This is a genomic window from Microbacterium sp. SL62 (assembly GCF_026672635.1).
In the GTDB taxonomy this organism is placed as follows: Bacteria; Actinomycetota; Actinomycetes; order Actinomycetales; family Microbacteriaceae; genus Microbacterium; species Microbacterium testaceum_A.
Window position 1 is genome coordinate 185,225 of record NZ_JAPPRM010000001.1, and the last position, 20,990, is coordinate 206,214.

Genomic DNA, 20,990 nt, shown 5'->3' on the forward strand with positions numbered 1-20,990 from the left:
CGACCCGCGACGGCCTCAGCGCTGCTTGACCTCGCCGAACAGGCGCGCGATCGGCACGAGCACCGCCGGCCGCGCCGCCACCCAGGCCGCGGCCATCACGACGAGCGAGGCGGCGAAGATCAGCAATCCGGTCGGGTCGCTCGTGTACGCGGTGGGGTCTTCCGATCCGCGCGCGGCGTACATGTGGTTGAGGTTGCGCAGCGCCCCGGTGGCCAGCACGAGCGCGACGTGCACGACGATGAACGCGACGAAGAAGAGCATCGTGGGGAAGTGCACCTTGCGCGCCCACTCGGCCGGGTACAGCTTGTTGAGCCGCTCGGCGTCCTTGGGCCACACCCCCGACAGGCGCACGCCGCTGATGATCGCGAGGGGCGCGGCGACGAAGGTGATCGCGAAGTACGACAACTGCTGCAGGCTGTTGTAGTTCACCCACCCGTTCTCAGTCGGCCAGTCGAGAGAGGCATACTGCAGGGCGGCCGACAGCGCGTTGGGGAAGACCTCCCACGACGTCGGCACGATCCGCATCCACTGCCCCGTCACGAACAGCAGCACGACGAAGACCACGCCGTTGGCGATCCACAGGATGTCGAGCGCCTGGTGGAACCACAGCGCCAGGCTGATCCGCCGCTTCCTGTTGTTCCGCGGCGACCAGAACGCCGCCGGTCGCTTCTCGCGCCGCACCTGCCACCCGGTGCGGATGATCAGCAGCAGGAAGAAGCTGTTGAGGAAGTGCGACCAGTTCAGCCAGGCCGGAAGACCCACGGGCGCTGAGGCGGGCAGGTGGTACTCGCCGGGGAACGCCGCGAGGAAGTCCCGCCCGGGCCCAATCGCGAGCACGAAGCGCGCGATCAGCACGGCGATGCCGACGAGAGCCAGCGCGAAAACACCGAGCACCGCGGTCGAGCCGAGCAGCTGCACCGGTGAGAAGTCGGCGAGCCGCGTCTGCGCCCCGGCACGCGGCGGGGCGGTCGGACGCTTCTGCGCGAGGGCGGGCGGCGTCGCGCGGTGGCGGGCCGCGGCTCCCGGCCAGACCGTTCGCGGAACGGTGAGGGGCGGGCGCGGGGATGCCACGGCGTCGTTCGCCGACGCGGCGGGGCTCACCTCGTGGGCGTCGATCGACGCGGCGGACGCCGCCACCGTCTCGCCGGAACGCGCCGCCGTCCCGGCTTGCACGCCGGAGTCGGTTCCGTTCACCGTCGCGGGCGCCGGTGTCTCGGCATCCGCTCCGGAATCGGGTGCGCTCACCGACATCGCACGAGCGGGCTCGACGTCTTCGATTCCGGCGCGATTCTCCTCTTCGGCAGCGGCGGGCTGCGCGGAGGGGGGCGGAACGGCGGATGCCGGCGGCCAGGGCGCTCCGCCGGACTCGCGCGGGAGTCCCCGACGCACGCCGGTCGACTCCTCGCCCACCGGGGTCGCGGCATTCGATCCAGGAGCGGACGCGTGGGCATTCCGGGCCTCGGGGCCGGATCCGCTCGCCATCACGGGCGCCGGGTTGCCGGCATCCGCGCTCGAATCGGATCCACTCACCGGGATCGGGCGTGCGGTGTCGGTCGATCCTGTCCCGGCGCGATTCTCCGATGCTGATGCGGCACCAGGATGCGCCGCGATGGGCGGAACGGCGGATGCCGGCGGCCATGGCTCCCCGCCGGGCTCGCGCGGCAGCCCGCGCCGCACACTGCTCGCCGGAGTATCCGCCGCGGCCGGCTCAGGTGCGGTTGGCGCCTCGGCCGCCGGCGACCCGGGAGCGGGCGACGCCTCGGCCTCGGGCGAGGCAGGAGTGGCCGGCGCAGAGGCAGGGGCTTCGGACGGCTGCACCGGATGCGCACCCACGGGCGCCTCGGGGGCGGATCCGTCGCGCGGACCCGCATCCGTGCCCTCGGCCCCGTCGCCGACTGCGGGCGCGTCCGAGGCCGCGGGCGGCCAGGGCTCCCCGCCGGGGGTGCGCGGCAGCCCGCGTCGCGGGGTGCGGGGTGTGGACGCCATCTACTCTCGGGAGGACTTCTTCTGGGCGTCGAGCGCGCTGATGAGCTGCGGGACGACGGTGAACAGGTCTCCGACGATACCGAAGTCGGCGATCTCGAAGATGGGGGCTTCCGGGTTCTTGTCGATCGCGACGATCGTGCGCGCGGTCTGCATGCCCGCGCGGTGCTGGATGGCCCCCGAGATGCCGAGCGCGACGTACAGCCGCGGCGACACCGTGACCCCGGTCTGCCCGACCTGGGCGGCGGCGGGCACGTAGCCCGCGTCGACCGCGGCCCGCGAGGCGCCGACCGCAGCACCGAGAACATCGGCGAGCTGCTCGACGAGCGCGAAGTCCTCGCGCGAACCCACGCCTCGACCGCCGGCGACGACCGCCGCGGCCCCGCGCAGTTCGGGACGCGACGAGGCGACGGCGGTCTCGGCGAACCCTTCGACGCGGGCGTGGGGAGTTCCGGATGCCGCGACCTCGAGGCTCTCGACCACGAGCGGTCGCGCGTCGAGACGTGCCTCGACGGAGCCGGGGCGGAGCGTGGCGGCGAGGGGGCCGAAGGTGGGAGCCCCGTCGACGGTGAAGGCCCCACCGAAGGTCGCGTGATGGGCGACGACACCGAGGTCGTCGCGGCCGACGCCGACGACGTCGGTGGCGAGGGGCATGTGTAGGCGCGCGGCCAGGCGCGCGAGCGCGTCACGCGACTCGACGGCGTGCGAGGCGAGCACCAGATCGGGATCCTCTCTCGCCACCGCCGCGGCGAGCGCGTCGACGACCGGACCGGTCAGGGCGTCGGCGTCGGTGACGGCGGTGAGCACGCGCGTCGCGCCGAGCGCGGCCGCCTCGGCCGACGCCTTCTCGAGAGAGTCGGCGGTCGAGGCGATCAGCGCGACGGGGTCTCCGACGGTCGCTGCGGCGGCGAGCAAGCCCGGAGCGGAGGCGGCGAGCGCCCCGCCAGGCAGCACCTCGAGCAGCACCAGAGCGGTGGCCATCACGCCACCCCCTCGGCCGCGAGGAAGGCCGCGAGTCTCTCGCCCGCGTCTCCCTCGTCGACGATCTTCGTGCCGGACGCGCGCGGCGGCCTCTCGGCGACGGAGAGCATGATGTACCGCGCGACCGCGGGATCCTCGACCTCGACGCCGAGTTCGGCGGCATCCAGGGTCTCGTACGGCTTCTTCTTGGCCGCCATGATGCCCTTGAACGTCGTGAACCGCCCCTCGGGCATCGCCTCGGTGATGGACACGACGGCCGGGAGCGCCGCCGAGACCCGCATGGTGCCGGCGTCGCTCACGCGATCGCCCGACACTGCGGTGTCGGAGACGTCGAGACTCGACAGGGCCGTGAGCTGCGGAACGCCCAGCCGCTCGGCGACCATCGCCGGCAACACGCCGCCTCCCCCGTCCGTCGACACGTTTCCGGCGATGACCAGGTCGAACCCGGTGCGCCGGATCGCGGCGGCGAGCACCTCGGCGGTGAGCACGAGGTCGGCCCCGCGCAGGGTGTCGTCCACCACGTGCACGGCCGAGGTGGCCCCCATCGCGAGGGCCTTGCGCACGGTCGCCGTCGCGGTGGCCGGCGCCATGGTGACCACCACGACCTCGGTGCCAGTGTGTCCGTCGGCGTAGGCGAGGGCGGCCTCGACGGCCCGCTCGTCGATCTCGTCGAGCACGGCGGCAGCGCCCGCGCGGTCGGTCAGCCCGGTCTCGAGGTCGAGCCGGCGCTCTCCCCAGGTGTCGGGCACTTCTTTGATCAGGACCACGATCTTCATCGACGGGGCTCCTTCGGTGAGGGGGCGGATGCCGCGACCTCGCGGCAACGGGAGAGTTCAGGGCGCATAGTGGTCGGTGGCTCCAGCCGCGAACGCCAGGTCCCTGAGCCCGTCGACGGGACCGGGATGACGCGCCGGAGTTCTGAGAGACTCCACCGCGCAGGCCAGGTCGCCGAGCCCGTCGAAGCGACCGGATGCCGCGTACCCGAGCCGCGCGAGCGGTACCGTGAATCGCGAGGAGGACCGATGACGCGACGACTGCCTGTCGACCCGATCGCCGAGGCCAAGCGCCAGTGGCTCGCGCACGGCTGGGATGACGCCGCCGACGGCATGACGGTGGTGACCTCGGTGATCCGCGCGCACCAGCTGCTGATGGCGGCGATCGACCGCGCGCTCAAGCCCTTCGACCTGTCGTTCTCGCGGTTCGAGATGCTGCGACTGCTCGCCTTCACACGCGAGGGGCGGATGCCGATGGCCAGCGCCATCGCGCGCCTGCAGGTGCATCCGACGAGCGTCACGAACACGGTCGAGCGGCTCGCTCGCGACGGGTACGTGACGCGCGAGCCGCATCCGACCGACGGCCGCGCGGCGTTGCTCGCACTGACCGAGGAGGGGCGGAAGCGAGTCGATGAGGCCACGGACGCGCTCAACATCGTGTTCGCCGACCTCGGCCTCAACGACGACGACGCGACGGCGCTCGTGCGGATCATCGCGCGCTTTCGCAAGGGTGCGGGCGACTTCGCCGACCCGGCTCCCGTGCCCGATCCGCTCTGAGCCGGCGCGATCCCTGGCGCCGCGCTCCGCGATGCGCGCGGGCGGGCGGACGACAGCGCACCGCCGCGGGCGTTCTCACCCGCGACTCGCTCCCACCACCCGCGCCCGCTCATCGGTGCGTGAACGACGGCGCGCGCTTCTCGCGGAACGCCGCCATCCCCTCTTTCTGATCGGCCGTGTCGAACAGGGCCGCGAAGGCCTGACGCTCGAAGCGCACGCCCTCGGCGAGGGTCGATTCCAGCGCGACGTCGAGCGCCGCCTTCGCCGCGTACAGCGCGGGCAGCGGCTTCTCGGCGATCGTCTGCGCGACCTTCTCGGCCTCATCGAGCAGGTCGGCCGACGGCACGATGCGCGAGACGAGACCCGCACGCTCGGCCTCGGCGGCGTCGATCATGCGTCCGGTCAGCACGAGCTCGGCCGCCTTGTAGTACCCCAGAGCACGCACGAGCCGCTGCGTTCCGCCCATGCCCGGGATCACGCCCAGCTGCACCTCGGGCTGCCCGAACCTCGCCCGGTCGGAGGCCAGGATCACGTCGCACATGAGGGCGAGCTCGCACCCGCCACCGAGGGCGTACCCCGACACCGCCGCGATCACCGGAGTGCGCACGGCGGCGAACCGCGCCCACGCGCCGAAGTGATCGGTGAGCATCATGTCGAGACCCGACTTCTGCTCCATCTCTTTGATGTCGGCGCCCGCGGCGAAGGCCTTCTCGCTGCCGGTCACCACGATCGCCCCGATGCCCTCGTCGGAATCGAAGGCCTCGGCGGCGGCGACCACGTCGCGCATCGACTGCGTGTTGAGGGCGTTCAGCGCCTCGGGCCGGTCGAGGAAGATCCACCCCACGCGGCCCCGCTGCTCGACGCGGATCGTCTCGTATCCGGCATCCGGCTCGGTCATGGTGACTCCCGTCGTCTCGAGTGATGGTCGCGGCGGTTTCGCCCGCCCTCGAATGCTCGCACGCCCCACCGACATCGATCGGGGGTCTTGCCGCGGCGCGTCGGCGTGAGCCCTGATCGGGGTGGCTTCGGGGCGAATTCTGCAGTTCGGGGCGGAGATTTCACGCCCCGAGCGACGGAATCCGCCCCAAACCGGAGAGAGGGCACCTTACGCCGCGAGAACGCTGCGGCCCACGATCAGCCGCATGATCTCGTTGGTCCCCTCGAGAATCTGGTGCACGCGCAGATCGCGCACGACCTTCTCGATGCCGTAGTCCTGCAGGTAGCCGTAGCCGCCGTGCAACTGCAGCGATTCGTTGGCGACGCGGAAGCCGACGTCGGTCGCGAACCTCTTCGCCATGGCGCACCGGGTCGCGGCATCCGGAGCTTTCGCATCGAGCGCGGTCGCCGCATCGCGCACGAGCAGTCGCGCGGCTTCGAGCTCGGTCGCCATGTCGGCCACCGCGAACACGACCGATTGCTTCTCGGCGAGGGCTTCGCCGAACGTGAAGCGCTCGTGCACGTACGAGATCGCACGGTCGAGCGCCCAGCGCGCCCCGCCGATCGAGCACGTGGCGATGTTGAGGCGGCCGCCGTTGAGGGCGTTCATCGCGATCGAGAAGCCGCGCCCCTCACCGCCGAGCAGATTCTCGGCGGGAACGCGCACCTCGTCGAGGATCACGGGGCGCGTGGGCTGGGCGTTCCACCCCATCTTCTTCTCGTTCGGTCCGAAGGACAGCCCCTCGGCGTCGGCGGGAACGATGAAGGCGCTGATCCCGCGTGCTCCGGGCTCCCCGGTCCGCGCCATGACGACGTAGACCGACGCCTCGCCGGCGCCCGAGATGAACTGCTTGACCCCCGTCAGCACGTAGGTCTCGCCGTGCCGGATGGCCGAGGTGGTGATGGCCGCGGCATCCGACCCGGCACCCGGTTCGGTGAGGCAGTAGGCGCCGAGGTCTTCCATGGCGACCAGCGACGGCAGCCACCGCTCGCGCTGCGCGGCGGTGCCGTAGGTGTCGATCATCCACGCCACCATGTTGTGGATCGTGATGTAGGCCGTGACCGTCGGATCGCCGTAGGCGAGCTCCTCGAAGATCGCCACCGCGTCGGTGCGCGACAGCCCGGCGCCGCCCACGTCGTCGTTGACGTAGACGCCGCCGAGACCCAGCTCCCCCGCGCGGCGCAGGACGTCGCGGGGGAAGTGCTTCTCGGCATCCCACTCGAGGGTGTGCGGGGCGAACTCGGTCGCGGCGAAGTCGCGCACGGCGTCGAGGATGGCGTCGCGCTCGTCGGAACTCAGGGTGCCGGTCGACGGGGCGTCGAGCGCGGGAGCAGGGGTGGTGTCCATGCGACTCTCCTTCGGAAGGCGACGGCGTCGTCGCTCCCCTCAGAATACCTGGACGTCCTACTAATTAATAGAGGTACCGATTAGGACGCGGAGACCCCGAACAGTGCACCGACCGCGTAGGTCGCGGCGAGCGCGAGCGCCCCGCCGATGACTGTCCGCAGCACGGCCCGGCCGCGTCGCGCCCCACCGAGCACGGCGGCGACGTAGCCCGTGATCGCCAGCGCGATGAGCACCGCGACGAAGGTGAGCGGCACGCGGATCTCGACCGGTGCGAGCAGGATCGTCGCGAGCGGCAGCAGGGCGCCGATCGTGAAGGCCACCGCCGAGGCGAAGGCCGCAGCCCACGGGCTCACGACGTCTTCGGCGTCGATGTTCAGCTCGACCGAGAGGTGGGCCTTGAGGGCGTCGGATGCCGTGAGCTCGTTCGCCACGCGCGTCGCGGTGTCGCGCGACAGACCTTGCGCCTCGTACATGCCCACGAGCTCGGCGAGCTCGGCCTCGGGATCTTCGGCGAGCTCGCGCTTCTCCTTCTGAATGAGGGCGTGCTCGCTGTCACGCTGGCTCGAGACCGAGACGTACTCACCGAGCGCCATCGAGATGGCGCCACCGACGAGGGCGGCGAGACCCGCGACGAGCACCGGACCGGTGTCGCTCGTGGCGCCCGCGACACCGACCACGACCGCGGCGGTCGAGACGATGCCGTCGTTGGCGCCGAGCACGCCGGCGCGCAGCCAGTTGAGGCGTTGGGAGAGTCCCTGGCGGTGGGGCTCATCGGGGTGCGCGCCGGGGGCGGCCGCCGAGACGTTCTCACTCATGGGACGAGCGTAAGACCGCCCGGAGGCATCGGGGACCGACGCCGGCGCGTTCCCTCCCCGTTCACCGGGTCGTCACGAATTGCAGGCAAAATCCACAAGATCGCGCCGCCCGCGCGGGTCGCTCCCCCACCCGAACCCGAGGACACAGCCATGCCTTCGACCTTCCTCCGCCGCGCCGCCGCGTTCACCGCGACGACCGCGGCGGTGTGCGCGCTCGCCCTGTCGAGCGCCACCGCGGCCTCCGCCGCGATCGTCCCCCAGCCCGTTTCGAACAGCGCCGCCGGTGCCGCCCTGTCGGTCACTCCGGTCGGCTCCTACGACACCGGCGTCTACAAGGAATCCGCGGCCGAGATCGTCCAGGCCTTCCGCGACCGCCTCTTCGTCGTCAACGCGCAGGCCGGTACCGTGACGGTGCTCGACAACAGCGACCCCAAGAAGCCGGTCAAGCTGTTCGACATCTCCTCGAACGGTGTCGCCAACTCGGTCGCGGTCCGCGACGACGGCCTCGGCGTCATCGCCTTCGAAGCCACCACGAAGACCGACCCCGGTCACCTCGTCTTCTTCGACGCCAACAAGACGGATGCCGCGAGCGCGAAGCTCGGCGAGGTCACCGTCGGCGCTCTTCCCGACATGGTGACCTTCTCGAAGGACGGCTCCTACGCCGTCGTCGCCAACGAGGGCGAGCCGGCGGCGAACTTCTCGGTCGACCCCGAGGGCTCGGTCAGCGTCATCGCGCTGTCGTCCGCGCTGTCGGCCCCCGCGCAGAGCGCCGTCAAGACGGCGGGCTTCCGCGCCTTCGAGCCCGGCGGGAGCAAGACGCTCGACTCCAAGGTTCGCGTGTTCGGCCCCGACGTCGCCGCCCCGAACCAAGGTGCCGAGCCCCTGTCGACCAACCGCGTCTCGCGCAACCTCGAGCCGGAGTACATCACGACCGACGGCACCGTGGCCTACGTCACCCTGCAGGAGAACAACGCCGTCGCGACGGTGGATCTCACGAAGGCCGAGGTGACCGGCATCCTGCCCCTCGGCTACAAGGACTGGGGCACCGTCGGACTCGACCCGAGCGATAAGGACGGCGCGAACATCCGCACCGTCGCGGGCCTGAAGGGCCTGTACATGCCGGACGGGATTGCGTCGTACTCGGCGACCACCAACGGCAAGGCTGCGACGTACCTCGTCACCGCGAACGAGGGCGACGGCCGCGAGTGGGGCACGTTCACCGACGAGGCCCGCATCAAGGACCTCGGCAAGAACGGCCTCGGCGCGGTCTGCGCCACCTCACCGCTGGCCGGCCGCTCGGCCGACACCGACCTCGGTCGGCTGAAGGTCGTGACCGACCTCGGCAAGACCGCCGACGGCTGCTACAGCGAGCTGTACGCCTACGGCGGCCGCTCGTTCTCGATCTGGGACACCAAGGGTGCCCTCGTCTTCGACTCGGGCGACCAGTTCGAGCAGAAGCTCAAAGAGGTCGCCCCGCAGCTGTTCAACGTCTCGAACGACAACAACACCGTCGACGACCGCAGCGACGACAAGGGCCCCGAGCCCGAGAACGTCACGATCGGCGTGGTCGACGGTCGCACCTACGCCTTCATCGGCCTCGAGCGCGCGGGCGGCGTGATGGTCTACGACATCACCGACCCGACCAAGGCGACGTACGTCACGTACGTCAACAACCGCAACGCCGCAGCCGACGTCAAGACGGCCGCCGCCGGAGACCTCGGCCCCGAGGGCATCGCTTTCGTGTCGGCCCTGCGTTCGCCGACCGGCGTGCCGCTGCTGGTCACCGGCAACGAGGTCTCGGGCACCACCACCGTGTTCGAGGTCCGCCCGACGCAGCCGAAGACGCCCGACCTGCAGATCCTCACGATCAACGACTTCCACGGTCGCCTGCTGCAGGAGACCGGGGGCGTCGCGGGCGCCGGCGTGCTCGCGGGGGCCGTCGAGAAGTACCGCCAGCAGAACCCGAACACGCTCTTCGTGTCGGCGGGTGACAACATCGGCGCGAGCGCCTTCGAGTCGTTCATCGACCAGGACACCCCGACGATCAAGGCGCTGAAGGCCGCGACGCTCGATGTCAGCGCGGTGGGCAACCACGAGTTCGACCGCGGCTTCGCCGACCTCACCGGTCGGGTCATCCCGGCCTACGGCAACAACTCGGGAGCCCTCAGCGATTTGGCCCTCGGGGCGAACGTCTACAACAAGGGCACGAAGACCCCCGCCCTGAAGCCGTACACGATCAAGCAGGTCGGCAACACGAAGGTCGCGTTCGTCGGCACCGTGACGCCCCAGACCGCGGGCATGGTCGACCCGTCGAAGATCACCACGATCGAGTTCGGCGACGAGACCGAGGCCATCAACCGCGAGGCGAAGAACGCCCGCGTGGCGGGTGCCGACATCGTCATCGTCCTGGTCCACGACGGCTCCGAGAGCACGGACTGCACCACGATCGCGACCGAGACGACCGACTTCGGCGCCGTCGTCCGCGGCGCCTCGGCCGATGTGAACGCGATCGTCTCGGCGCACACGCACCAGAAGTACTCGTGCACCATCGGCGGTCGCTCGGTCATCCAGACCGGCTCGTACGGCACGAACCTCGGCACGCTCGACATCGATCTGAATGCCAACGGCACGCTCGCCTCGATCACGCCCGGAGTGCGCGCGCTGCTCGACCCCGCGGTGACGCAGTACATCGCCTATCCGCAGGCCGCGACGGCGAAGATCGTGGCCGAGGCCAAGGCCACCGCCGACACGAAGGGCAAGGTCGAGGTCGGCACCATCACCGCCGACATCACCCGCGCGAAGAACGGCTTCGGAGGTGAAGACCGCGGCGCGTACTCCACCCTCGGCAACACCGTGGCCGACGTCTACCTCTGGGCTACGAGCGAGAACCCCTCGTTCAACGGACAGGACGCACAGATCGCGTTCATGAACCCCGGCGGCCTGCGCGCCGACCTGCTGTACGGTTCCGACAACGGTTCGGTCTCGTACCGCGAGGCGGCGAACGTGCAGCCCTTCGGCAACACCCTGGTGACGCTCTCGCTCACGGGGGCCCAGCTGAAGCAGGTGCTCGAGCAGCAGTGGCAGCCCTCGGGTGCCGCGCGACCGGTGCTCGCGCTCGGCGTCTCGAAGGGCTTCACCTTCGAGTACGACCCGAACGCCGCCGCCGGCTCGCACATCACATCAGTCCAGCTGAACGGAAAGGCGATCGACGAAAAGGCGTCCTACCGCGTCGTGACCAACTCGTTCCTGGCGGCCGGCGGCGACAACTTCACCGCCTTCGCACAGGGCACGAGCAAGGCCGACTCCGGTCAGATCGACCTGCAGGCCACCGTCGACTTCTTCACCGCGAAGAAGAGCATCGCCCCGTCGCCGCTGGGTCGGGCCTACCTGACCGGCACGAAGCCCGTCGACGAGGGAACTGCCACGCCGACGCCGACCCCGACCCCGACGACGAGCCCCACGGGTCAGCCCGGCGGCACACCGACGTCGTCGCCGTCGACCTCGGTCACGGTGAGCGCGAGCGCGACCCGCGTCGAGCAGGGCGGATCGTTCACGGTCACCGTCTCGGGGCTGAACGCCGGCGAACAGCTGACGGCCACGCTGAACAGCACGCCGATCGTCATCACCGGCATCCCGGCCGCCGATGCCTCGGGCACAGTGACCTTCCGGGTGAGCGTGCCCGCGGCTCTCGAGCCCGGCGCGCACACGGTCGTCATCACGCGCGCCGACGGCACCGTGCTCCCCGCGCTCGCGATCCAGGTCGCCCGCACGGGCACTCTCGCCGCGACCGGCGCGCAGGGCCCCTGGGGTATTGCCCTCGCGGGCGGGATGCTCGTGGTCGCGGGCGGTCTCGCCTTCGCACTGCGCCGCCGTCGCACGGTCTGATTTGGGCAGCGGAACGGCCCTCACCCCTCGGGGTGGGGGCCGTTTCCCGTCGCGCGAGTCGCCAGATTTTGTCGCTTCGGTCCCCGCGCAAGCGACAGAATCTGGCGACTCACGCGGCAGCTCCGGTCAGGCGCGGAGCACCTGGACATGGACTCCGGATGCCGCGGACTCGACGCGCCAGACCTGCCCACTGCCGCGGATGGCCGGGGCCGCCTGCGCCGACATCACCAGGGCCGTGTGCTCGTCGATCGCCACGCCCTCGGCGACGAGCCCCGCGTCGATCGCGGCCACGAGACGCGACAGGGTCCCCCACTGGGCGGCGTGGGCGTCGACGGCGAAGTCCAGAAGCCCCAGGCCCGGGCGCACCTCGACCTCGTCAAGCTCTTCGGCCGCGTCCTCCGACACGACCTCGACCCCGCCCACGCGGTATCCGCCGACGAGCGCCGGACCCGCCGCGATCACGGAACCGGCCGAGAACCCCGCGTACGGCATCCCCTCGCGGACGCGGTCGGTCACGGCATCCCGGATCTTTTTGAATGCGTCCAGGTACGCCGGAGTCAGGCCGCCGCCCACGATCAGAGCATCGGCCTCGAGCGCCGCGGCCGCGAAGACCTCACCCTCGACGATCGACTCGACGCGGATCTCCGCCGCTGCCGCGCCCGCGCTCTCGAGCATCGCCGTGAAGCGCGCGACCGACGAATCGTCGTCGGCTTCGAGCACGAGCAGCAGCGCGATCTCGGGCGCGCGATCCGCGGCTCGCTCTCGCGCCTCGGCGACGAAAGGACGCAGAAGCTCGCCGCAGCGCGCGACATCGCGCCCGCCGCCCAGAAGGAACACGCTCATACGACCAGTATCCCGGGGCCGCGCCGCGCGTGAGTCGCCAGAATGTGTCGCTTCGACCGGCCCGCCGGCGACAGAATATGGCGACTCACGCGGTTCTAGGCTTCAGGGGTGGAGTTCCGCCTGCGCCCGGCCGTCGCCGGTGACATCGAGTGGCTCGTCGAGCTGCGCGCCGAGGTGCTGCGCGCCGACCTCGAACGCCTCGGCCGCTTCGACGAACATCGGGTGCGCCAGCGCCTGCGCGACGGCTTCCACCCGGAGTGGACGCGCATCATCGTCGTCGACGGGGCGGATGCCGGCTCCATCACGGTCCGGCCCGACGGCGCGACCCGCTGGATCGAGCACTTCTACCTGGCATCCGCTCTGCAAGGTCGCGGCGTCGGCGGCGCCGTGCTGGGACAGGTGCTGGCCGAACCGCACGACGGCCCGACACGCCTGAACGTGCTGCAGGGCAGCCCCGCCCGCCGCCTCTACGAGCGCGCCGGCTTCACCCTCGACTCCGAAGACGAGGTCGACGTGTTCCTGTCTCTCCGAACCCCCGCACACGCCCACTCCGCGTGAGTCGCCAAGAATTGTCGCTTCGGGCTACCCCTCGGCGACAAATTCTGGCGACTCGCGCGGGGGCGGGGCGGGGCGGGCGGCTCAGCACCGCCGCAACAGCGCGGCCAGGGCCTGGCCGCCGCCGATGCACATCGTTACGACCGCGTACTCGAGGTCGCGGCGCTGCAGGTCGAGGGCCGCGCGCACCGTCAGGATCGCGCCCGTCGCTCCGACCGGGTGGCCGAGAGCGATTGCCCCGCCGTAGGGGTTCACCTTCTCGGGGTCGAGGCCGCCGTCGCGGATGACCGCGACCGCCTGGGCAGCGAAGGCCTCGTTCAGTTCGATCACGTCGACGTCGGCGGGGGTGAGCCCCGTCTGCTCCCACAGCCGCTGCAGGGCGATGACCGGGGCGTAGCCCATGATCTCGGGGTCGACGCCCGCGGTGGTCACGGCCTCGAGGGTCGCAAGGCCCGTCAGCCCGCGCTCGCGCACGTCGTCCTCGCGCATCAGCACCGTCGCTGCGGCACCGTCGTTGATGCCCGAGGAGTTGCCGGCGGTCACCGAGCCGTCCTTCTCGAACGCGGGTCGAAGCCCCGCCAAGGCTTCCATGGTCGTCCCCGGCCGCGGGTGCTCGTCGACCGAGACCTCGACGGGCTTGCGGCCACCGGTGGTCACGGGCACGATCTCTTCCGCGAAGGCCGCGCGGGCGGCATCCGTCGCAGCTCTCCGCTGGCTCTCGACGGCGAACGCGTCCTGTTCTTCTCGAGAGACGGAGTATCGGGATGCCACGACCTCGGCCGTCGTTCCCATGTGTCGGCCGCTGAAGGGGTCGGTGAGGATCGCGAGCGTGCCGTCGAGCAGGGTCCGGTCGCCGAGGCGCGAGTTGCCGCGGGCGCCGTACTCGAGGAAGGGCGTGCGCGACATGCTCTCGTCACCACCGGCCACGGCCACGTCGATGCCGCCCCAGCGCAGCTCCTGCGCCGCCGACCAGATCGCCTGCAGGCCCGAGCCGCAGAGACGGTTCACGGTGAAGGCGGGCACGCGCGTGGGCAGCCCCGCGGCGAGCGCGACGCGGCGCGCGTTGTAGGCGTCGGGGCCGTTCTGGGCGATGCAGCCCATGACGACTTCGTCGACGTCGTCTTTCGCGACGCCGGCGCGACGCAGGGCCTCCGAGACCGCGACCGCACCGAGCTCGTACGCGTCGACGCCCGACAGGGCGCCGCCGAACGACCCGATCGGCGTGCGCGCTCCCGAGACGAGGACGATCCTGGGCGCCGACATCAGCCCGCGGCTTCCTCGGGGCGTTCCTGGGCCTCGAGGTCGTCGGCATCCGGAACGTAGCCCTCGATATGCCGCTCGTCGGCGCCGACGTACTCCGACAGCGGACGGATCAGCGCGTTCGAGGCCTGCTGCTCGCGGATGTGCGCGGTCCAGCCCGTCACGCGCGCCGCGACGAACAGCGGGGTGAAGGTCAGCGTGTCGAAGCCCATCAGGTCGTAGGCGGGGCCCGAGGGGTAGTCGAGGTTCGGGTAGATGCCCTTGCGCTCGACGAACTGCGACTCGAGGGCGTCGTAGAGGGCGGCGACGTCGGGGCGGTCGTAGTGCTCCACCAGGGTGTCGAGCGCGGCCTTCATCGTGGGCACGCGCGAGTCTCCCCGCTTGTAGACGCGGTGGCCGAAGCCCATGATCTTGCGCTTCTCGGCGAGGGCGGTGTCGAGCCACGGCCCGACGTTCTCGGCCGAGCCGATCTCGGTGAACACGTGCAGCACGGCCTCGTTCGCGCCGCCGTGCAGCGGGCCCTTGAGGGCGCCGATCGCGCCGACGACGGCGGAGTAGAGGTCGCTGAGGGTCGACGCGATCACGCGCGCGGTGAAGGTCGAGGCGTTGAAGGAGTGCTCGGCGTACAGGATCATCGAGCGATTGAATGCGTCGACGACGACCCCGTCGGCCTCCTCGCCGAACGTCATCCACAGGAAGTTCGCCGCGTAGTCGAGGTCGTCCCGCGGTTCGATGAGCTCTTCGCCGCGGCGGCGGCGCTGGCCGTACGCGACCACGGCCGGCAGCTGCGCCCACAGGCGGATGCTGCGCTCGAGGTTCTCTTCGGGGGTGCCCACGGCATCCATCACGTTCGAGATCCCGGCCGTCTCGCGAGCACCGATGACGCTGACGGCGGTGCGCACCTCGTCCATCGGGTGGGCGCTCGTGGGCAGCAGGTCGATCGCGGCGCGGACGTCGTCGGCCACCGCCCGGTGCGCTCGCTCGACCCGTCGCAGGTCGGCGAGCTGCGCGGCATCCGGAAGCTCTCCGTTCCACAGCAGGTACGCCACCGCCTCGAACGACTGCGTGGCCGCGAGCTCCTGCACGGGGTATCCGCGGTAGAGCAGGCTGTTGGTGTCGGGGTTCACCTTGCTGACGGCGGTCTCGTCGACCGTGACCCCGGCGAGGCCCTTCTTGATGTCGGTCATCGTCTCTCCCTTGAGTCGTGTGCGGTGTTCGTACGGGGGCGCATGTCCCGATTTCGGTTGTCTGAGCCCTGTCCAGACGACCACTTCTGGGACATGGTTCGCGCATTTCGGGACATGGTCACCTCACTGGCCAGGCGGGGCCTCAGCGTTCGACGGTGAAGTCGAACACGTCGGCGTCGAAGCGGGTGTAGCCCTCGTAGTCGATGAGGTCGTAGAGGTCGGCTCGGTGCTGCATCTGTCCGAGCTGCTCTCGCAGATGACCCTCGGATGCCAGGGCGTCGAGGCCCCGACCCGCTTCGCCCATCGCGAGGCGCAGCAGCGAGACCGGCCAGATGACGAGGTTCACGCCGGCGTCGTGCAGCTGCTGCGTCGAGAACAGCTCGCTCTTTCCGAACTCGGTCATGTTCGCGAGGATCGGCACCTCAAGCGCCGAACGCATCGCCTCGAACTCGCCGAGATCGCGCATCGCCTCGGGGAAGATCGCGTCGGCGCCGGCGTCGACCAGGGCCTTCGCGCGGTCGATCGCGGCATCGAGCCCCTCGACGGCGCGCACGTCGGTGCGGGCCATGATGAGGAAGTCGGGGTCGCGCCGGGCGTCGACCGCCGCGCGGATGCGCTTGATCGCGGTGTCGGCGTCGACCACGCTCTTGCCGTCGAGGTGACCGCAGCGCTTCGGGTTGACCTGGTCTTCGATGTGGGTGCCCGCGAGCCCCGCGTCTTCGAGCGTCTGGATGGTGCGCGCGACGTTCATCGGCTCGCCGAACCCGGTGTCGGCGTCGATGATCGCGGGCAGCTCCGTCATGCGGGCGATCTGCTGTCCGCGACCGGCGACCTCGGTGAGCGTGGTCAGTCCGATGTCGGGCAGGCCGAGGTCGGCCGAGATGACCGCGCCCGAGATGTAGACGCCCTCGAAGCCCTTGCGCTCGATGAGTCGAGCCGACAGCGGGTTGAAGGCTCCCGGCATCCGGACGATTTCTCCGGATGCCAACTTCTCGCGCAACGCGCGACGCTTCTGCTGCGCGGTGGTCTGGGCGTACAGCATCAGAACAATCCCTTCGGCGCGGGTGCCAGGGCCAGCACGCCCGGCTTCGCGACGATCGAGAGCCGCATGACCTCGGCCGGGGTCAGCTCGGGCAGTCGCTGCACGAGCTCGAGGAAGCGCTCGATCTCGTCGGGCTGCAGAACGGGCTCGGCAAGCAGGCGGAACTTGCGCACGTAGTCCTCGCGGGCGAATGGCCGCGCGCCGAGCGGGTGGGCGTCGGCGACGGCGATCTCGTCCTCCACGGTCGACCCGTCGGTGAGGGTGATGACGACGCGACCGCCGAACGCCTTCTCCTGAGGATCTTCGGAGTGATACCGGCGCGTCCACTCGGCGTCTTCGGCCGTGGTGACCTTGTGCCACAGCTCGACGGTGTCGGCACGACCCGCGCGCTCAGGGGTGTACGAGTCGACGTGGTGCCACGCGCCGTCCTGCAGGGCCACGGCGAAGATGTACGGGATCGAGTGATCGAGGGTCTCGCGCGACGCGGTCGGGTCGTACTTCTGCGGGTCGTTCGCTCCCGACCCGATCACGTAGTGCGTGTGGTGGCTCGTGTGCAGGACGACGGATGCCACGTTGGCGGGGTCGCGCAGCTCCGGGCGCTCGGTCCCGAGGCGTCGGGCGAGGTCGATCCACGCCTGCGCCTGGTACTCGGCGGAGTGCTCCTTCGTGTAGGAGTCGAGGATGCCGCGCTTGCTCTCGCCCTCGGCGGGCAGGGGCACGTCGTACGAGGCGTCGGGGCCGTCGAGCATCCAGGCGATCACGCCGTCTTCGCCCTCGTAGATCGGCGAGGGGCTCGTCTCGCCGCGCATCGCGCGGTCGACGGACTCGATCGCCATCTTGCCGGCGAAGGCGGGGGCGTGCGCCTTCCACGTCGAGATCTCGCCCTTGCGCGACTGGCGCGTGGCCGTGGTGACGTGGAGGGCCTGGCCGATGGCCTGGTAGATCGTCTCCTGGTCGAGGCCGAGGAGGGTGCCGATGCCGGCTGCGGCGGCGGGTCCGAGGTGGGCGACGTGGTCGATCTTGTGCCTGTGCAGCGAGATCGCGCGCACCAGGTCGATCTGGATCTCGTAGGCCGTGGCGAGGGCGCGCACGAGGGCGGCGCCATCGCGACCGGTGTGCTGGGCGACGGCCAGCACGGGCGGGATGTTGTCGCCGGGGTGCGAGTAGTCCGCGGCGAGGAAGGTGTCGTGGTAGTCGAGCTCGCGCACGGCCACGCCGTTGGCCCAGGCCGCCCACTCGGGGCTGGAGTGCCGCTCGAGCGCGCAGCCGAACACCGTGGCGCCCGCTCCGCCGATCGACACAGCGTGATCCAGCGCCTGCTGGCGCGCGGCGCTCACGGGCTGACGGGTCAGCGAGGCTGCGGCGACCGCGGCGTTGTCGATGAGGCGGTTGACGATCATCTCGGTCACGTCGTCGTCGACGGCCACCGGGTCGACCGCGACGCGCGCGAGGGCCCAGGCGAGCTGGCCCTCGCGGGCGAGGTTCTCGTCGCTGCGGTGCACGCGCACGTGGTGGGTGATCGTCATGAGGGGTCCTCCGTGAGGGCTTCGAGGATGGTGGTGAGGGCGTTGTGCAGGTGCACGTGGGTGGCGTGGGCGGCGAGTTCGGGGTCTCCGGCGCCGATCGCTCTCGCGATCAGTTCATGCTCCCCCGTCGACGCCGAGAGGCGAAGGGGGTTGTCTCGCGCCATGCGTCGCACCCGTACGAGATGGGTGCGGACGCTCCGGAGCGCGGCGGAGAGGTAGGCGTTGTCGACGGCGTCGTCGATCGCGGAGTCGAAGCGGGAGATGAGGGCGTAGTACGCGTCGGCGTCCGCGGTGTTGACGCCGGCGAACTCGGTCGCGAGGTCGAGGAAAACACCGCGATCACCGCGCCGGGCCGCGAGGCGCGCCGCCTCGGTCTCGAGCGCGCGACGCAGATCGAAGAGGGAGCGGATGTCGTCGACGTCGATGCCGGCGACGACGGTGACGCGGGCCGAGGCCTGAGCGACGAGACCATCGGATGCCAACCGGCGCAGCGCCTCGCGAAGCGGGGTGCGACTGACGCCGAGCCGGGTGGACTGGTCGACTTCGCCCAACACGGTGCCCGGCGAAAGCACCCCCGTCTGGATCTCGTCGAGGAGCGTCGCATATGCGCGTTCACTCGCTCGCATGCTGCCCCCTCGCCGTCATCCCTCCAGTGTATGCAATCTACGCCCTATACGGCGAAGATGCCGCTCCTGGATGCGTCTTAGGTATACACAAAGTGCCTCCGCGCACCCCCTCGCGCACCGCTACCTCACCTGCCACACTGAGCGCATGCTCGTCACGACCATGAACGATGTCCCCGGCCGTCAGATCGTCGAAGTGTACGGCGAAGTGACCGGCCTCACCGTGCGCGCCCGCAACATCGGGGTGCAGTTCGGCGCCGGCCTCAAATCGATCTTCGGCGGCGAGCTGCAAGGTCTCACCCGGCAGCTGCAGGAGAGCCGCGACGAGGCGAAGCAGCGTCTCGTCGAGGCGGCCCAGGCCGTCGGCGCCGACGCGGTGATCGCGATGCGCTTCGACACCAGCGAGGTGGCGCAGAACTTCCAAGAGGTCGTCGCCTACGGCACGGCCGTCAAGCTGGGCTGACCCGAACCCCGAGTGGGCGCCGCGGCGGAATCAGCTCCGCCCCCACGACTCCAGGGTCGAGGGGATGGATGCCAGCGTCCCCAGCGCCGCGTCGCGATCGGCGCGCGCGAGGGTGAGGCCGGCCACCACGAGCGAGGCGCAGACCGCGGCGAGCGCGTCCACGGCATCCGGGGTCAGGTCGGGGCGACGGTCGGCGACCGCCGAGCGGATCGCGGCGCGCATCTCGGCCGCGTAGTCCGAGACGAGCGTGCGCACCTCGGCGTCGTCGCTCGCGAGGGGCGAGGAGCCGGCGTTGAGCAGCAGGCACCCCAGGCGAGCGCGCGGGGCGTCGGCCTCGATGGCCGAACGCATGTCGTCGACATAGGCCTCGAGGGCGCCGGGGTCTCCCCCGCCCAGTGGGCGCAGGCGCGTGCGGACCACATCGTCGAGGTAGGCCGAGAGGACGGCGTCGAAGAGTCCGCGCTTGCTGCCGAAGGCGTTGTACAGGCTCGAGCGGGTCAGGCCCGTGGCGTCCTCGAGTTCGGCGATACCCGTCTCGGCGTACCCACGCCGCCAGAACACGTCGCGCGCGGCGTCGACGACGGCGGAGCGCTCGAAGCTCGGCATCCGGCCCATGTTCTTCCTCCGTCTTTCGGCTGTGCAGCGTCTTCCGGGTTGCATTCGCAGGCCCGAGGTCTATATTAGACCGGTCGTTACAAAATAACCACAGGAGGCATTCCATGCGCGCAGTCATCCACCACGAGTTCGGCGAGCCGGCCGACGTCGTCGGAACCGAAGAGGTCGAGACCCCGACCCCCGGGCCCGGTGAGGTGCGCCTGCGCGTGCTCATGTCGCCGATCCACAATCACGACCTGTGGACCATCCGCGGCACGTACGGCTTCAAGCCCGAGCTCCCCGCCCGCGCCGGCACCGAAGCGGTCGGCGTCATCGAGGAGCTCGGCGAGGGCGTCGAGAACCTGACCGTCGGCCAGCGCGTCGCCACCGGCGGCACCTTCGGAGTGTGGGCCGAGCAGGTCGTCGCCAAGGCTGCGGGCCTCATCCCCGTCGCCGAGGGCCTGAGCGACGAGGTCGCCTCGCAGCTCGTCTCGATGCCCTTCAGCGCCATCAGCCTGCTGCACTCGCTCGACCTGAAGGCCGGCGACTGGATCGTGCAGAACACCGCCAACGGTGCCGTCGGCCGCATGGTCGCGCAGATCGCGAAAGCCCGCGGCGTCAACGTCGTCGGTCTCGTGCGCCGCCAGAGCGCCGTCGAGGAGCTCGCCGCCCAGGGCATCGACAACGTCGTGTCGACCGACGCCGACGACTGGCGCGAGCAGGCCCTCACCCTCGTCGGCGACGGCACGGTCGTCGCGGGCGTCGACTCGGTCGGCGGCCCCGCGGCCGGCCAGGTGCTGTCGCTGCTGAGCGAGAACGGCACGCTCGTGATCTTCGGATCGATGGGCGCCGGCAAGCTCGAACTCGGCGCCGGAGACCTCATCTTCCGCCAGGCCACCGTGAAGGGCTTCTGGGGCAGCGTCGTCAGCAAGACGATGGATGCCGAGACCCGCGGCGCCCTGTTCGGCGAGCTGTCGCGCTACCTCGCCGACGGCACCCTGACGCTCCCGGTCGCGGCCACCTTCGGTCTCGACGACATCGTCGAGGCCGTCACCGCGAGCGACGCTCCCCGCGTCGGCAAGATCCTGCTGCGTCCGTGATGTCTCGGGCCCGCGGTGCCGCTCTTGCGCGGCGCCGCGGGCCGGTGTCCGGCGCGCTTCGCGTACAGAACTGCGGAGATCCGCACGCCGATGGCCCCGGCGCCCCCGCAATCACGCGGGTCGGCGTCGGGGCCGTCGCCGTTTCTCCTGCGTTCTGCACGCGACCTGCCGCGGCCCCTCTCCGCAGGCCCGATCAGACCGCGCGCGCAGAATTCCGGAAATTCTCAGGCGAACGGCCCCGGCGCCCCCGCAATCCCGCGGGTCGGCGTCGGGGCCGTCGCTGTTTCTCCTGCGTTCTG

Annotated in this window: 18 protein-coding genes; 5 read left to right on the forward strand and 13 right to left on the reverse strand. The window is 70.8% G+C overall.

The window, feature by feature from the left end:
• Window positions 1-15 precede the first annotated feature (15 nt).
• From OVA26_RS00745 to OVA26_RS00755, 3 genes are all read right to left on the reverse strand, one after another.
• Window positions 16-1,530, reverse strand: a complete 1,515-nt coding sequence (locus tag OVA26_RS00745; RefSeq protein WP_326493348.1) for a cytochrome b/b6 domain-containing protein — start codon at window positions 1,528-1,530, stop codon at window positions 16-18.
• A 456-nt stretch (window positions 1,531-1,986) separates the two neighbouring features.
• Window positions 1,987-2,964: an electron transfer flavoprotein subunit alpha/FixB family protein gene (locus OVA26_RS00750; protein ID WP_268102515.1), complete on the reverse strand. Its 978-nt coding sequence runs from the start codon at window positions 2,962-2,964 to the stop codon at window positions 1,987-1,989.
• On the reverse strand, window positions 2,964-3,740 hold the full coding sequence (locus OVA26_RS00755) for an electron transfer flavoprotein subunit beta/FixA family protein (protein WP_268102516.1): 777 nt from the start codon (window positions 3,738-3,740) through the stop codon (window positions 2,964-2,966). The genes OVA26_RS00750 and OVA26_RS00755 overlap by 1 nt, the downstream gene beginning before the upstream one ends.
• A gap of 246 nt (window positions 3,741-3,986) precedes the next feature.
• On the opposite strand from OVA26_RS00755, the gene OVA26_RS00760 reads away from it, so the two are divergent.
• On the forward strand, window positions 3,987-4,514 hold the full coding sequence (locus tag OVA26_RS00760) for a MarR family winged helix-turn-helix transcriptional regulator (protein WP_268102517.1): 528 nt from the start codon (window positions 3,987-3,989) through the stop codon (window positions 4,512-4,514).
• Window positions 4,515-4,623: 109 nt separating this feature from the next.
• Here OVA26_RS00760 and OVA26_RS00765 read toward each other — a convergent pair whose 3' ends face one another.
• From OVA26_RS00765 to OVA26_RS00775, 3 genes are all read right to left on the reverse strand, one after another.
• Window positions 4,624-5,412, reverse strand: a complete 789-nt coding sequence (locus OVA26_RS00765; RefSeq protein WP_268102518.1) for an enoyl-CoA hydratase-related protein — start codon at window positions 5,410-5,412, stop codon at window positions 4,624-4,626.
• Between the two features lie 207 nt (window positions 5,413-5,619).
• Entirely contained in the window at window positions 5,620-6,798 is a 1,179-nt protein-coding gene (locus tag OVA26_RS00770; RefSeq protein ID WP_268102519.1) for an acyl-CoA dehydrogenase family protein, read from the reverse strand.
• Window positions 6,799-6,878: 80 nt separating this feature from the next.
• Window positions 6,879-7,613: a VIT1/CCC1 transporter family protein gene (locus OVA26_RS00775; protein WP_056224507.1), complete on the reverse strand. Its 735-nt coding sequence runs from the start codon at window positions 7,611-7,613 to the stop codon at window positions 6,879-6,881.
• 150 nt (window positions 7,614-7,763) lie between these two features.
• Between OVA26_RS00775 and OVA26_RS00780 the strand changes: the two genes are divergently transcribed.
• Complete coding sequence (locus tag OVA26_RS00780) at window positions 7,764-11,498, forward strand: choice-of-anchor I family protein (RefSeq protein ID WP_268102520.1); 3,735 nt, start codon at window positions 7,764-7,766, stop codon at window positions 11,496-11,498.
• A gap of 126 nt (window positions 11,499-11,624) precedes the next feature.
• Here OVA26_RS00780 and OVA26_RS00785 read toward each other — a convergent pair whose 3' ends face one another.
• The gene (locus OVA26_RS00785; protein ID WP_268102521.1) at window positions 11,625-12,341 is read right to left on the reverse strand and encodes a Type 1 glutamine amidotransferase-like domain-containing protein; all 717 of its coding nucleotides are present in this window, start codon (window positions 12,339-12,341) and stop codon (window positions 11,625-11,627) included.
• Window positions 12,342-12,449: 108 nt separating this feature from the next.
• Here OVA26_RS00785 and OVA26_RS00790 point away from each other — a divergent pair, with 108 nt between their 5' ends.
• Window positions 12,450-12,899, forward strand: a complete 450-nt coding sequence (locus OVA26_RS00790; RefSeq protein ID WP_268102522.1) for a GNAT family N-acetyltransferase — start codon at window positions 12,450-12,452, stop codon at window positions 12,897-12,899.
• 81 nt (window positions 12,900-12,980) lie between these two features.
• Here OVA26_RS00790 and OVA26_RS00795 read toward each other — a convergent pair whose 3' ends face one another.
• The 5 genes from OVA26_RS00795 to OVA26_RS00815 form a co-directional block, all read right to left on the reverse strand.
• Entirely contained in the window at window positions 12,981-14,159 is a 1,179-nt protein-coding gene (locus tag OVA26_RS00795) for a thiolase family protein (RefSeq protein ID WP_268102523.1), read from the reverse strand.
• The gene (locus OVA26_RS00800; RefSeq protein WP_268102524.1) at window positions 14,159-15,343 is read right to left on the reverse strand and encodes a bifunctional 2-methylcitrate synthase/citrate synthase; all 1,185 of its coding nucleotides are present in this window, start codon (window positions 15,341-15,343) and stop codon (window positions 14,159-14,161) included. The genes OVA26_RS00795 and OVA26_RS00800 overlap by 1 nt, the downstream gene beginning before the upstream one ends.
• Before the next feature lie 142 nt (window positions 15,344-15,485).
• Window positions 15,486-16,385 (reverse strand): methylisocitrate lyase, encoded by a 900-nt coding sequence (gene prpB / locus OVA26_RS00805; protein WP_268102525.1) that lies wholly within the window; start codon window positions 16,383-16,385, stop codon window positions 15,486-15,488.
• Window positions 16,385-17,911: an MmgE/PrpD family protein gene (locus OVA26_RS00810; RefSeq protein WP_268102526.1), complete on the reverse strand. Its 1,527-nt coding sequence runs from the start codon at window positions 17,909-17,911 to the stop codon at window positions 16,385-16,387. The genes prpB and OVA26_RS00810 overlap by 1 nt, the downstream gene beginning before the upstream one ends.
• Entirely contained in the window at window positions 17,908-18,537 is a 630-nt protein-coding gene (locus OVA26_RS00815; protein ID WP_268102527.1) for a GntR family transcriptional regulator, read from the reverse strand. The genes OVA26_RS00810 and OVA26_RS00815 overlap by 4 nt, the downstream gene beginning before the upstream one ends.
• Window positions 18,538-18,682: 145 nt before the next feature.
• Between OVA26_RS00815 and OVA26_RS00820 the strand changes: the two genes are divergently transcribed.
• Window positions 18,683-18,997 (forward strand): YbjQ family protein, encoded by a 315-nt coding sequence (locus OVA26_RS00820; RefSeq protein ID WP_268102528.1) that lies wholly within the window; start codon window positions 18,683-18,685, stop codon window positions 18,995-18,997.
• 30 nt (window positions 18,998-19,027) lie between these two features.
• Here OVA26_RS00820 and OVA26_RS00825 read toward each other — a convergent pair whose 3' ends face one another.
• On the reverse strand, window positions 19,028-19,603 hold the full coding sequence (locus tag OVA26_RS00825) for a TetR/AcrR family transcriptional regulator (protein WP_268102529.1): 576 nt from the start codon (window positions 19,601-19,603) through the stop codon (window positions 19,028-19,030).
• A 113-nt stretch (window positions 19,604-19,716) separates the two neighbouring features.
• On the opposite strand from OVA26_RS00825, the gene OVA26_RS00830 reads away from it, so the two are divergent.
• On the forward strand, window positions 19,717-20,691 hold the full coding sequence (locus OVA26_RS00830) for a zinc-binding dehydrogenase (protein WP_268102530.1): 975 nt from the start codon (window positions 19,717-19,719) through the stop codon (window positions 20,689-20,691).
• Window positions 20,692-20,990: the final 299 nt, after the last annotated feature.